This is a genomic window from Pseudomonas sp. Z1-29 (genome assembly GCF_051131995.1).
Taxonomy (GTDB): domain Bacteria; phylum Pseudomonadota; class Gammaproteobacteria; order Pseudomonadales; family Pseudomonadaceae; genus Aquipseudomonas.
The window spans coordinates 5809539-5823390 of record NZ_CP071645.1; the positions used below are offsets into that span (position 1 = coordinate 5809539).

The 13852-nt window shown below is 62.4% G+C and carries 10 protein-coding genes; all 10 read right to left on the reverse strand.

Annotation, left to right across the window (positions count from 1 at the left end):
- Positions 1-47 precede the first annotated feature (47 nt).
- Positions 48-2483, reverse strand: coding sequence for an alpha/beta hydrolase (locus J3P84_RS26440; RefSeq protein ID WP_434626607.1), 2436 nt, complete (start codon positions 2481-2483; stop codon positions 48-50).
- 9 nt (positions 2484-2492) lie between these two features.
- Positions 2493-3935 carry a TIGR01777 family oxidoreductase gene (locus J3P84_RS26445; protein ID WP_434626608.1) on the reverse strand — a complete coding sequence of 481 codons (1443 nt, stop codon included), beginning with the start codon at positions 3933-3935 and terminating at the stop codon, positions 2493-2495.
- Positions 3928-4416, reverse strand: a complete 489-nt coding sequence (locus J3P84_RS26450) for a cell division protein (protein ID WP_434626609.1) — start codon at positions 4414-4416, stop codon at positions 3928-3930. Before J3P84_RS26450 ends, J3P84_RS26445 begins: the two co-directional genes overlap by 8 nt.
- A 319-nt stretch (positions 4417-4735) precedes the next feature.
- The gene (locus J3P84_RS26455) at positions 4736-5602 is read right to left on the reverse strand and encodes an ABC transporter permease (protein WP_434626610.1); all 867 of its coding nucleotides are present in this window, start codon (positions 5600-5602) and stop codon (positions 4736-4738) included.
- Positions 5603-5614: 12 nt separating this feature from the next.
- On the reverse strand, positions 5615-6475 hold the full coding sequence (locus tag J3P84_RS26460; protein WP_434626611.1) for an ABC transporter ATP-binding protein: 861 nt from the start codon (positions 6473-6475) through the stop codon (positions 5615-5617).
- Between the two features lie 5 nt (positions 6476-6480).
- Complete coding sequence (locus tag J3P84_RS26465; RefSeq protein WP_434626612.1) at positions 6481-7506, reverse strand: ABC transporter substrate-binding protein; 1026 nt, start codon at positions 7504-7506, stop codon at positions 6481-6483.
- A 37-nt stretch (positions 7507-7543) separates the two neighbouring features.
- The gene (locus J3P84_RS26470; protein ID WP_434626613.1) at positions 7544-8446 is read right to left on the reverse strand and encodes a TauD/TfdA dioxygenase family protein; all 903 of its coding nucleotides are present in this window, start codon (positions 8444-8446) and stop codon (positions 7544-7546) included.
- A gap of 348 nt (positions 8447-8794) precedes the next feature.
- The gene (locus tag J3P84_RS26475; RefSeq protein ID WP_434602468.1) at positions 8795-10162 is read right to left on the reverse strand and encodes an HlyD family type I secretion periplasmic adaptor subunit; all 1368 of its coding nucleotides are present in this window, start codon (positions 10160-10162) and stop codon (positions 8795-8797) included.
- Entirely contained in the window at positions 10152-12308 is a 2157-nt protein-coding gene (locus tag J3P84_RS26480; protein WP_434626614.1) for a type I secretion system permease/ATPase, read from the reverse strand. The genes J3P84_RS26475 and J3P84_RS26480 overlap by 11 nt, the downstream gene beginning before the upstream one ends.
- 36 nt (positions 12309-12344) lie before the next feature.
- Positions 12345-13694 carry a TolC family outer membrane protein gene (locus tag J3P84_RS26485; RefSeq protein WP_434626615.1) on the reverse strand — a complete coding sequence of 450 codons (1350 nt, stop codon included), beginning with the start codon at positions 13692-13694 and terminating at the stop codon, positions 12345-12347.
- Positions 13695-13852: the final 158 nt, after the last annotated feature.

Genomic DNA, 13852 nt, shown 5'->3' on the forward strand with positions numbered 1-13852 from the left:
CTGAGCATGAACGGATGGCTGGCTGATGTTCCTCAGTCTAGACCCTCCTACTCCACCAGCCTCAACTCCCCATCGCAATACACCACCTCACGCCCCAACCATCCCACGTCTACTTGAGGCAGTACCGCCGAAGGTTTGCGCAGTTCACGCAACAACGTCGAGCCATGGGACAGGCGGCCGCCCATGCGTGCGATCACGGCGCGGGCGCCTTGATAGTGAGCATGGCGGCCTGGGTCCAGGGTGTCTTCCAGCAGGATGTCCTCGCCGAGGATGCCCTGGGCCTGGCCCGGGTAGATCAGGAATCCGCTCGCCTGCTCGGTGCCTTCGCGGCCGTCCTGCCAGAAGCTGCCGTCGCGGCTGCGGATGTCCCGGTGCGGCGCGAACCAATGCTCGCGGTCGGCGCTCGGCATGGCGTGGTGCAGGCGGAAAAAGATCCGCATCAGGTTGTCGCGATACCATTCGCGCACCTGCAGATAGTAACCGCGCAGCCCTGGCAGGCCGGCGCCATGGGCCAGGCGAATCGCCAACGGCCATTGCGGGAAGGGTTGCAATGGCAGCTCGGTCGGCGCCGGGCGCGGCGTTGCCGGATCGGTTTCCCAAGGCAAGCGATGAGGGCTGTGTTCGAGATTGTCATAGGCGGTCGGCGGTCGTCCCAGCCAGTCGCCGCCACTGCTGGCCAAGGCGCTGGCGATGCACAGGTTGCCCTGCACCACGAATACGTAGAAGCGGGTAAACCAGTCGGCCAGTTGCTGGCCGCCAGCGCCTTGTCCGGTCAGTTCGTGCAGCTCTCGGTCGAAACGGCGCAAACCGTTTTCCAAGGTAAGCAGATGCCCGCGAGCGATACGCTGCATGCGCAAAAACAACGGCAGCGACCGCAGCAGGCGCAGCGGCCGCCAAGGCAAGTGCGGCGTTGCCCCACCGACCTCGCCGGCATAGCTGCTGGCGCTGACGCCCCAGTCGGCCAGCCGGGCGAGAAACAGGTCGTTGTTGATATACGAGGCGCCGCCAAACACCGCGGTGAAAGGCTCGTTGTCCTGCAAAATCCGTGAATCCCAACGCGCCATGATCGCCGGAATGCTTGCCGCCGCGCGACGCTGGGCGTACTCCACCAGAACGCTGGGCTGTGGCGGCAGGATCTCGGCGATGTTGGCGGCGGTCAGGTGACGGCGCCAGCCATAGTCGCTGATCGGCCGGTATTGCAGCAACCAGAGTTGCGTGCCGTCCCAGGCCCATTCGACATCACCGGGCACGTAGTGGAAGACCCGCAGCACGCCCTGGAGAAACTGCCACAGCGCTTCGGCGGTCAGGCCATGGGCCGGCGTGAATGTACCACTGTTCCAAGACTCGCCGAGACGGGAAATGATCGCTCGCTCAGGGCTCACCTTGCCATCGGCCAACGACTCCAGATGGCCTTCGACCCATTCCAGCTCAACCGAAAGGTGACGCACAAAGGCGATCCCGGACAGTCGTGGCGTGATGAAACGCTGCACCACCACTTCCTCGACACCCGCCGCGCTCAGCTCGGCAATGCGTGTCGGCACATTGTGTGTCGGCTCACGCAAGTAGGTGGTGCTCAAGCCCGCATTGGCCGCATCGGCCTGATCCTCCCCGTAACTGGAGGAACGCACGGCCCAGGCAGCATCCGGCTGGCTGCTCAAAAATCCTGGCAAGCGTGGATCATGACAATCGTTGAGTGACAGTGCCGCTGGCACCGGCTGCCCGGCCAGCTCCGCCAGGCGCAAGCGGCCGCCTTTGGTGTGCGCGACAAACCCGCGCTCGCCGGACTCCAGCCAGGCGGCGAATTCAGCCGGTGAGTCGATCCACGGGTAGTGGCCCCAACCGGGCTTCAAGCTGATGGTCAAGTCGGCGCGGGCGAGAATGGCTGACCATGCCGCTGCCTGGGCGATGCCGAGCATCTTGTCCTGATCGCCCCAGACCAGTTCGACCGGGTCGCTGATCCACTCCAGCAACGGCAACGCGGTGTCGGCGCGCACCAGATCCCAATGCGGCACAAAGGCCCGGCAGCGGGCATAGCCGGCGCCCATGCGCTGGTACTGCGCGGGCGTCCATTGCTGGCGGGAGAACTTGTGGGCGAACAGCCTTGGCTTGTTCGCCAGCAGCCAGTGAATGGTCTTGCGAATCGGCAGCGGCGACATCAGCGCCGGCAATCGTCGCTGCCACAAGAACGCACCCACCGGCGCCAGCAAAACGCTGCGGCAAAAGTGTCCGGGCCGGCGTTGCAAGGCGTGCAGCACCAGCAAGGCGTTCACCCCGACCGCCATGATCGCGCTGCCCTTTACCGTTGCCGCGAGCAACGCCTGTGCGTAGGCCGCCAAGTCTTCACAAGGAGCCTGAGGGTTGTCGCCGAAACCGGGCAGCTCCAGCGGCACCACGTCGTAGCGTTTGAAGTGCGGCAACGCGTCGTCCCACCAATCGGCAGCGCTACCGTTGCCGGCCAGCAGGTACATCCTCGGCTTGCTCATGGACAGTCCTCAGGCCAGGTCGCGCAGGGCAGCGTCGAGTGTGGAGTAACGGAACGTATAACCGGCCTGAACGAGACGATCGGGCACCACGCGCTGGCCGTCAAAAAACAGCTGGGCCATCTCGCCAGCCAGGGCGCGCACCGGCGCGGCCGGGATGTGGAACCACACAGGGCGTTTGAGCGCCTTGCCGACACGTTCGGCGAACAGCGCCTGACTGACCGTTTCCGGCGCTACCAGGTTGTAGGTGCCGCTCAGGCTTTCGTCCTCGAAGGCACGGGCGATCACCTGGATCACGTCGTCGCGGTGCACCCAACTCATGATTTGCCGACCATCGCCCATCCGCCCACCGAACCCCAGGCGAAACGGAATCAGCAACGGCAGCAACGCACCGCCCGGACCGAACACCACGCCCAGGCGCATCACCACCTGTCGCACGCCCAACTCGGTTGCGGGCCGCGCAGAGGCTTCCCAACGCGAACAGAGTTCGGCCATGAAACCATCGCCCTGGCTGGCGCTTTCATCGAGGCTTTCGCTGGCGTCGCGCACGCCATAAAAACCGATGGCCGACGCTTGAATCCACAACGCCGGTTTGTGCCGGGCGTTCTTCAACCATGTCATCAAGGCTTCGGTGGTATCGACCCGGCTGGCGATGAGTTGCGCCTGGCGCCTCGGGCTCCAGCGCGGCCCGGCCACCGGGGCGCCCGCCAGGTTGATCAGTACATCGAAGGTTTCGTCATGGCCCAGCTTGCCCAGCGAACGCACGCAGCGGGCGCGGCCGTCAAACAGATAGGCCGCCCTCAATGGATCGCGGGCCAACACGGTGACCGTGTGCCCGGCATCGAGCAACTGATTGACCAGGGTCTCGCCGATAAACCCGGTGCCTCCCGTGACCAGCACGCGCTTGTAGGCACCACCGGCAAACGGGTTGCCCGGCTTGCCCTGGCGCTGCATGCGCAAGGCGGCCAAGCCGTCGCGAATGCCCGAGGCGGTGACGCCGATGGCAAACAACGTCAGCAGCCAGCCGCGCCAGCCCAGGTCGATCGTGCTCAGGCCGGTCGGCAGGCTCGCCCACTGCGCCAGTTGCACGCCATACAGCGCGAAGAAGGCCCCACCGTTGACCGCCAGCACGGTGTGCATGATGCGCTCGATGGGCGGCAGTTTGCGGCTACGGTCCTCGACCACGAAATCCCACAGCGTCAGGCCGATCTCCAGGGCGAACAGCAGCGCGATGACGATCGCCCATGTCCCTTCGAAGGCCAGATGCGCAATACCCAGGAACAGGATCCCGTAGAAACACGAGCGCAGGGAGTGGATGGAGAGTTCCAGCCGCGCACTGTGGCGATAGGGCAAGGCAACGGTGAGTTCATGGTGATACAGGGTATCCAGCGCACCGAGGATGGCCTGGGCAATCAGCAGGGCAATGGCCCAGTCCAGCGGCGAAAAATCAGGCATGGTTCGACTCACTCGATGTGTTGTCGGTCAGGGCGGTGCGGCGATCATGGCGATAAAGCCAGAACAGCGGCGGCAGTAAAACAAGTAATGCAAAGCTGTCGAACCACAGGTGCGACCAGACCCGCGCCTGGGCGGAAACCAGCATGTCCTGAGGCGCCCAGAGCAGAATGCCGACGATCAGCCAGCCCCAGGGCATGGCAGTTTTCAGGCGATCGCCGAGATGGACCAGGGCGAGCATGTACAACGCATAGCTTTGCAACGTGGCGCCGAACAGCGCCAGCCACCAGACTTGTTGCGTGCGGACGGTAACCGGCACGATGTCCGCCCCCCAGAACGCCTGCTCGATGGTGTTCAGGTAATCATCGAGCAAGCCGGAGTGACCGGCCCAGGTCAGCGTAAGACCGGCGAGCAGATGCATCAGGGCCGCAGCGTACAGCCAAACGACCAGGGCTTTGCGAAGGGGGCTGGGAGGGACTGGCATTCGGTGTCCTGAAGGCTTGCTTGGAGGCGGCAAGTCTAATGGAAAAGGAAGGGGCTTTACTTGGCTAACAAGCCGGGCAGCGATAAATAAAATCCACTGCCTGGAGTCAGTTGGCGGGGAGATGGATCGGCTGGAATTCAAGCGTCAGGTTGAAAGGCCTGTGGTGAATTGAAGACCGCCTTCGCGAGCAGGCTCGCTCCCACATTGGACCTGTGCTGGCTGAAATATCCGCGACAACGTCAACCGCCCTGTGGGAGCGAGCCTGCTCGCGAAGGCGTCAGCCCAGACAACCCGTAACCCAGCAGGAAGTATTATCCAATCAACGCTGCATCCCCCAACGCTTCACCGTCACCCGTTCCAGGCTGTCGAATACCAGGTTCTCTACCAGCAGCCCGATGAGGATCACCACCGCCAGCCCGGCAAAGACCTTGTCGGTGTACAGCTCGTTGCGGTTCTGGAAGATGTACCAGCCCAGGCCGCCCTTGCCGCTGGTGGCGCCGAATACCAGTTCGGCGGCGATCAGCGTGCGCCAGGCGAAGGCCCAGCCGATTTTCAGCCCGGCGAGGATCGACGGCAGCGCCGCCGGAATCAGGATGAACAGCACAAAGCGCAGGCCCTTGAGCCCGTAGTTGCGCCCGGCCATGCGCAGCGTTTCCGACACGCCGAGAAACCCCGCATACATGTTCAATGCCAGCGCCCACAGCACCGAATGCACCAATACAAAAATCAGGCTGTTCTGCCCCAAGCCGAACCACAACAGCGCCAACGGCAACAGCGCGATGGCCGGCAACGGGTTGAACATCGACGTCAGGGTGCTGAGCAGGTCACGCCCCAACTGCGTCGACACCGCCAGGGTGGTCAAGCCAAACGCCAGGACGATGCCGAGCAAATAACCCTTGAGCAGCACCACCAGGGAAATCCACACCTTGCCCAGCAACTCGCCACTGAGCAAACCGTCATACAGCGCGCTGGCAGTCTGCAAAAAGCTCGGCAGCAACAGGTCGTTGTTCTGGTAACGCGCCACGCCCTCCCATACCAGCGCCAGCACCAACAGGATCAAACATTTACGCAACCACCCCTGCTGCCAAAGGCGCTGGCCCAGGGGCAATTCCCGCTCCAGTGGCACGTGGGTCAGCGGTTGCAGATCGACTTCGTATTCTTCGCGCGCAGGCGATAACTGGCTCATGAAAGGCTCCCCTCAGTACGCGATACGAATGTCGGCAAAACCCAGCTCGCGTTCAGCGTCCGGCGACTGGCCTTGTTCGAACAGCAGCGAATGAATCCGCCGCGCCGTGTGCTGGAACCCGACGCCGCCAAGGCTGTGCAGATCATATTGATGGCTGTGGATTTCCGCCCGGACCCGCCCCGGATGCGGTGACAGCAGCAGGATGCGATTGCCCACCACCAGCGCTTCTTCGATGGAATGGGTAACGAACAACAGCGTGAAGCGCACCTCCTCCCAGAGCAGCAGCAATTCCTCCTGCATCTTGCGGCGGGTCAGCGCATCCAGCGCCGCAAACGGCTCGTCCATCAGCAGGATCTTCGGTTGCATCGCCAGCGCCCGGGCAATCGCGACGCGTGCCTTCATCCCACCAGACAAGGTATGCGGATAAGCATCGGCAAACGCTGCCAGCCCGACTTTATCGAGGTAGTGCAGCGCCCGCTCCTCGGCCTCGCGACGTTTGAGCGTGCCCGACGCCAGCAGCGCGAACATCACGTTCTGCTTAACGGTTTTCCACGGCGGCAGCTGATCGAACTCCTGGAACACCACAATCCGGTCCGGCCCCGGCGCGTTGACGGCTTGGCCTTGCAGGCGGATCTCGCCTTCGCACGGCGATATGAAACCACCAATGGCCTTGAGCAACGTGGACTTGCCGCATCCGGACGGGCCGAGCAGTACAAAGCGGTCTGCCGGATCCACCTCGAAACTCACTTGATGGGTGGCGCGGACTACACGCTGCGGGGTGCGGTATTCCAGGCTGACATTATCCACCGACAACAGTGCGGTGTCGGTGCGGGTGGCGTTGCTGGCCGCGTGGCCTGGCAATGGCGCGTTCATGACAATCAGCTCCCTTGCAGCGGTTTGGCGTCCTGGAAGAAGTAGTCTTCCCAGGAGGCCGGTTTGTTCTTGATGGCGCCGACGCGGTAGAGGAATTCGGCGAGCGGGTAGGTGTTTTTTGGCGTGACGGTAAATTCGATCTGCGGGTTTTCGATGATCGTCAACAGAGTCGCCCGGTCGATCTTGGCCTTGGTCACCCGCAAGTAGGTGTCCGCCGCCGCGCCTTTGTCTTTCTGGGCGAACTCGGCCGCTTCGGTCAGCGCCTCGACGAAAGCCTTGTAGGTCTTCGGGTTTTCATCGCGGAATTTCTCGGTGGCGAACAGCACCGTGGGCGAATTCGGCCCGAGCACGTCATAGGAGTTGAGCACCACATGAACGTTGGGGTTTTGCAGGGCCTGGTCCTGGAACGGCGGGTTGGAAAAGTGCCCGGTCAACTCGGTGCCGCCGGCAATCAACGCGGCCGTGGCGTCCGGGTGCGGGACGGCCAGGGTGTACTTGTCGAGGCGATTGAACTCCTTGTCGCCCCACTGCTTCGCGGCGGCGTACTGCAGGAAACGTGACTGCACCGACACGCCCACCGCCGGCACCGCGATGCGGTCCTTCTCGGTGAAGTCGGCGATGGTCTTGACGTTCGGGTTGTTGCTCAACAGGTAATAGGGAAAGTTGCCGAGGGAGGCCACGGCCTTGACGTTCTGCTTGCCACGGGTGCGGTCCCAGACCGTCAGCAACGGCCCGACACCCGCCCCGGCAATATCGATGGAGCCCGACAGCAACGCATCGTTGACCGCCGCACCGCCGGACAGCTGGGTCCAGTCGACCTTGATGTCGATGCCCTCCTCCTTGCCGTATTTCTCGATCAATTGCTGGTCGCGGACCACGTTCAGCAGCAGGTAGACGATGCCGAACTGCTCGGCGATGCGAATCTCGCCCTCGGCCTGGGCGCTGGCCGGCGCGACCAGGCTGCCGGCCAGCAAGCTGAACCCCAGGCCGATAGCCGCAGCCAGCGGTGCAAAAGCGATGCGTTTGGACATGGTGTTTCTCCGGGCTCTTTGCGCACTGCGCAGCCGATCAGAAAGGGGCGTCGCCCTGGATAGTGGTGCGATACAGCTTGCGGCGCAGATGGCCAGGGCAACCGGCGGCGAGGTGGATCAGCGAGCGGTTGTCCCAGAACACCAGGTCGTGGGGCTGCCATTGATGGCGATAGATGTTCTGGGGCAGCACGCTGTGGGCATACAGCTCGGCCAGGATGGCTTTGCTTTCATCCTCCGGCAGGCCGACGATGCGGGTGGTAAAGCCTTCGCTGACGAACAGCGCCTGGCGCCCGGTTTCCGGGTGGGTGCGGACGATCGGATGCACGACTTCGGCGACCTGGGCCAACTGTTCAGGCGTCAGCGTCGGGCGCCAGTTGCCTTCGAATTTGGTCTCGCTGTAACGCGCGGTGTAGGAATGCGCCGCCGAACGGCCCTCGATCGCTTTACGCAGTGTTTCGGGCAAACCGTCCCAGGCCTTGTGCATGTCGGCGAACAGCGTGTCGCCGCCCTCGCTCGGCAGCTCCTGGGCGTGGAGCATCGAGCCGAGGCTCGGCAGTTCCTTATAGGAAAGGTCCGAATGCCAGAACTTGCCGGCGTCCCCCAGACCGATGGACTGGCCGTTCTCGATGATGTTGGAGACGATGAGAATTTCCGGATGCCCGGCCAGCAGAAATTGCTTGAGCACATGGATTTGCAGCACGCCAAAACGGCGGCTGAAAGCGATGTGCTGCTCGGGTGTGATGCGCTGTTCGCGGAACACCACGACGTGATAGTCCAGGTGCGCGCGGTGGATGCGCGCGAAATCCTGATGGTTGATCGGCCGCGACAGGTCCAGCCCGACGATCTCGGCACCTACGGCACCGCTGAATGGGCGTACTTCGAATGATTGCGGCGCGATGTTCGCGGCATTTGAGTCTGGAGAAAAAGAGACGGCTGGCATACATCACTCCCACGCACGGCGCGCTTGAATGGGCGCGCAGTCGATCAAAAACTCACGGGGTCACCGTGTCGGTTTGTGTCGTGCGGCGCGCCGATTGGTCGGCAGGTACGCAGGGGGATGACTTTAAGGGTATAAGAAGGTTAATTTAAATACTTAAAATGCATAACCATATGGCAGAAGCTGTGGGAGCAACACGGCCGTGTGGCGAGGGAGCTTGCTCCCGCTGGCCTGCGAAGCAGGCCCCGGCATTCTTTCAGGCTGACCGTCTTGCCTGGTTTTGCGACTGCTTCGCAGCCGAGCGGGAGCAAGCTCCCTCGCCACAAACGCTACGAGCACTGAGTCCAGGGCTTACCGCTCATGCAACGCCTCGGCCCGGGCCTTGATGATGGGCTTGAGCAGGTAGCTCAGCACGGTCTTCTTGCCGGTGATGATATCCACCGACGCCACCATCCCGGGGATGATCAGCAAGGGCTTTTCAGGCGTGCCCAGGTGGCTGCGTTCGGTGCGCAACTTGATGATGTAGTAGGTGGTTTTCTTGTCTTCATCAGTGATGGTGTCGGCGCCGATCTGTTCCAGCTTGGCTTTCATCCCACCGTAGATGGTGTAGTCGTAGGCGGTGAATTTCACCGTGGCGTCCTGGCCGGGGTGCAGGAAGGCGATGTCCTGGGGACGGATCTTCGCCTCCACCAGAATGGTGTCGTCCAGCGGCACGATTTCCACCAGGTCGCTACCGGGCTGGATTACGCCGCCGATAGTGTTGACCAGCAGTTTGTTGACAATGCCGCGTACCGGCGACGTCACCAGGGTACGGCTCACCCGATCTTCCAGGGCCTTGCCGGTGGCTTGGGCCTTGTTCAGGTCGGTGCGCGCCTCATTGAGTTGGGTCAGTGCCTCGCTGCGGAACTTGCCGCGGGTCTCGTCGATCTTGCGCTGCACCTCCTTGATCGCCGACTCGGCGCGGGGGATCGCCAGCGTCGTCGCGTCCAGTTGCCCACGGGTCTCGACCTCGGCGCGCTTGAGCCGCAGCACTTCCACCGGCGATACCGCGCCCTGGGCCACCAGCGGCTCGGACATGTTGATTTCCTGGCGTTGCAGCGCCAGGCCGGAGCGGTATTGGGACTGCTTGGAGACGAACTCGCGCAACTCCTGCTGCCGCTGGATCAACTGCTCCTGCAAGCCGCCGATTTCATCGTGCAACTGCTGGCGGCGGCTGATGTACAGCGATTCTTCGCTGGCAGCCTGGCCCGGTACGGCCTTGAGTACATCAGCCGGGAAATTCAGCGGTCGGTCATCGACCTCGGCACTCAGGCGCTCGACCCGCAACAGCATGGACAGGCGATCCGCCTCGGTTTCGCCGACGTTGGAGACAAAGCGCGTGTCGTCCAGGCGAATCAACGACGCACCGGCGTCGACGATCTGCCCTTCCTTTACGAACAGCTCGGCGACGATACCGCCTTCCAGGTTCTGGATTTTCTGGATCTTGGACGAAGGAATCGCCTTGCCGTCGCCCTTGGTCACTTCGTCGATCTCGGCGAAGTTGGCCCACAGCCCCAGGAACACAAAAAAACCGATGATGCCCCAGATCGTCAGACGCACCACGCGGGGGGCGTCTTCGATCAGCGCCTTGTTGACTTCGGGCAGCGGTTGGCCATGCAGCGAGTCGGAACCTTTGAAGTAACGGCCAACAGCACCCTTGAAACCGGATTTAAGCAACACTGATCTGCCCCTTCTTCAACGCTTCCATGACGGCGGCTTTCGGGCCGTCGGCGAGAATCTGTCCACGGTCGATCACCAGCAGGCGGTCCACCAGCGACAGCAAGGATGCCCGGTGCGTCACCAGCAACACGGTCTTGTTTTCCACCACGGCGGCGAGGCGTTGTTTCAAGCGCTCTTCACCGGTGTTGTCCATCGCGCTGGTAGGTTCGTCCAGGAGCAGGATCGGCGGATTGAGCAGCAACGCGCGAGCCAGGGCGACGTTCTGGCGCTGGCCGCCGGACAGGTTCTGCCCGCGCTCACCGACTTGCAGTTCATAGCCTTGCGGATGCAAGCGGGCGAACTCGTGTACGCCTGCCAGCTCCGCGGCCTGAAGCACCAATTCATCCTCGACGTAGCGGGCACCTGAAGTGAGGTTGTCGCGCAGGGTTCCGGACAGCAGCTGGATATCCTGGGGCACGTAGCCGATGTTGTAGCGCAGCTCGCTGACGTCGATCTGGCGGATGTCCACGCCGTCCACCAGCAACGCGCCGTCATCCGGCTGGTAAAGCCCCACCAGCAATTTTGCCAGGGAGCTTTTGCCCGAGCCGCTGCGGCCGATGATGCCGATTTTTTCGCCCGGCTTGATCACCAGGTTGATGTTCTTCAGCGCGGCATTCTGCTGGTTCGGATAGGTAAAATTCAATTGCCGACATTCAATGGCGCCCTGCAACACCTTGCGGCTGAGCGGGCGCTCGTCAAAATTGCGCTCCTGGGGCAGCTCCATCATCTGGTCGACGGAAGTCATCGTCACCCGCGCTTGCTGGTAGCGGGTCAGCAGGCCCGACAACGAGGCCAATGGGCTCAGTGCGCGGCCGCTGAGCATGTAGCAGGCGATCAGCCCACCCATGCTCAGGTTGCCGGCGATGATCTGGTAGACGCCGAAGACGATCATGATCACCCCGGCCAGTTGCTGGATCAGCAAGGTGATGTTCATCGCCAGGCCGGACAGCATCTTCACGCGCAGCTCGAGGCGGCTAAGGGTGCCGATGGTCTGTTCCCATTGGTACTGCCGTTCACTTTCGGCGTTGTTGACCTTCACCGCATCCAGGCCGGCCAGGGTTTCGATCAGGCTGGACTGGCGCTCGGCGCCCAGGGCCATGGTTTTTTCCATGGTCGCTACCAATGGCTTCTGCAAGGCGTAGCCAATCAGCAAGGCGATCGGGAACGCCAGCACCGGGATCCACACCAGGTGCCCGCCCAGGATCGCGATGACCATGAAGATCAACAGCGTGAACGGCAAGTCGATCAGGCTGGTCAGGGTCAGCGAGGCGAGGAAGTCCCGCAGGCTCTGGAACTCGTGGATGTTCTGGGCAAAGCTGCCGACCCGCGCCGGACGATATTTCATCGCCATGCCGACGATGCGCTCGAACAGCGTCGCCGAAATGATCAGGTCGGTTTTCTTGCCTGCCAGATCCAGGCACAGGCTGCGCAGCATCTTCAGGATCAAGTCGAAAATGTAGGCGCCGGTAATGCCGACCGCCAGTACCCACAGGGTTGATTCGGCCTGGTTCGGCACCACGCGGTCGTAGACGTTCATCACGAACAGCGGCGCGGCCATGGCGATGATATTGATCAGCAGGCTGGCCGCGATGGCATCGGCGTACAACCAGCGGGAGCGTTTGAGAGTGTCGCGAAACCAGGAACGCGCCCGTGGGATCAGCGTGCCGTGGTTGACGTCAAATTTATGCTGCGGCTGGGCGAAGAAAACCTTGCCACTGTAGTCATCGGCCAGCAGCTCGCGGCTGACGGTGACCTCTCCGCCATCGCTTTCGCTAAGCAGCAAGCGCGCCTGGTCGTCACCGGCCCAGCCCAGCAGCACGGCGCTGCGGCCTTCTTTGAGCAGCAGCAGAGCCGGCATGGCGATGGCCGGGATCTGTTCAAGCTTGCGTTGCAACACCCGGCCTTGCAGACCGGCACGGGCCGCCGCGCGCGACAATAAGTCGACGCTCAAGCGTTGCTTGGGCAGCGGCAGGCCGGTGGTCAGCATCGCCGCGCTGGCAGGTTTCTGGTGCAGCATGCAGAGCGCCAGCAAACCATCCAGCAGCGGGTCATCGTGCAGCGTGCGCGGGTCGTGAACTAGTTCGACTGGACTGACTTCTGATTCCACGCTCGGCACTCTTTCGCTGAAAAACGGATGGATGGCTTAATTCATCCCAGGCAACTGGGCCTTGGGTTTCACGTCGTTCTGCACAACGGATGCCAACGGCGCGACCACGCCTTGGCTTTTCAGCAACTGGCCCATGGTCGCCTTGATCCGGTACTGGCTGAACAGCTGCACGTTCTTGATTTCCGCCAGACGGCGGGAGGCGCTGAACAGCTCGTTTTCGCTGTCGAGCAAGTCGAGCAGGGTCCGCTCGCCGAGACTGAATTGCTTCTGGTAGGCGGTGCGCACGTTGGCACTGCGATCCACGTATTGCTGGGCGATGGGCACCTGGGCGTTGGCGTTGTTCAGGGCGTTCCAGGCCAGGCCCAGCTCTTCATTCAACTGGCGCAGCGCGTTGTTGCGGATATCCAGCGCCTGGTTGGACAGGTAGGACTTGGATTCCAGGTCGGCCTTGTTGCTACCACCGGCGTACAGGTTGAAGCGCATGCGCAACATGGCCTGCCATTCGTTGTTGTGGCCGTTCTGGCCGTCCAAGTCGTTGTCGGCGGTGCGGCCCAGTTCCGCGTCGAAGCGAGGGTAGAAGCTCGACTTGGCGGCCTCGTACTGCTTCTCGGCGGCGGCGATGTCGGCTTCGGCCGAGCGCAGCACCGGGCTGTTTTCCAGCATCTGGGCACGGGCTTCGGTCAGGTTGGCCGGTAGCAACGCCAGAAAGTCGGCGGGGCGCTCCAGTTGGTCAGGCAATTGTCCGACGGCGCTGAGGTAGTTGGTCTCGGCATCGGCCAGGTTGGTCTGCTCGGTGATCAGGTTGTTGCGGGCCTGGGCCATGCGCGCCTCGGCCTGGTCCAGGTCGGCGCCGCTGCCTACCCCCCGGGACGTGCGCAACTTGATTTGATCGAAGATGCGCTCGTGACTCTTGAGGTTTTCCTCGGCCAGGCGCACGAACTCACGACGGGTCAGTACGTCCAGGTACACCTGGGCGACGGTCAGCCCGGTACGCTCGGAGGCATCGAGCAAGGAATAGGCGCGGGCACTGACGTTGGCTTGTTGACGCCCGACTTCGCTGGACGTCGCAAAACCGTCAAAAACCATTTGCGACAGACGCAGGCTCGATTCGCTGCGGTTCAGGGTTTCCCAATGATTATTACTGCCCGAACGGGTCGTCACGCTGTCGGTGCCTTCACGGCCGTAACCGGCTGCAAGGTCCACTCTAGGCAGGTAGCCGCCCTTGGCCGCCTTCAACTGATAGTCCGCCGCCAGGCGGCTGTTCACGCCTGCCTGAATTTCCGGATGAACATCCAATGCTTGTTGCATGGCCTGCGGCAAGGTTTGTGCTTGTACGAAACTGGCGGCCAGGGCGAAGGGTAAAGCCTTGAACAGGGGCGAACGCATGATTGGAAAATTCCCGAAACTCTTGTCTTGAATCACAGCGAAACGTGTCGCTGCATCGGATGATGGCAACCGGAATGACCGTATGTCGGAAAGTTCAGAACAGGGGCAGGAACACGCACCGAAAGAACAGGTCGCCGCTTAAATATCAATGTGACATT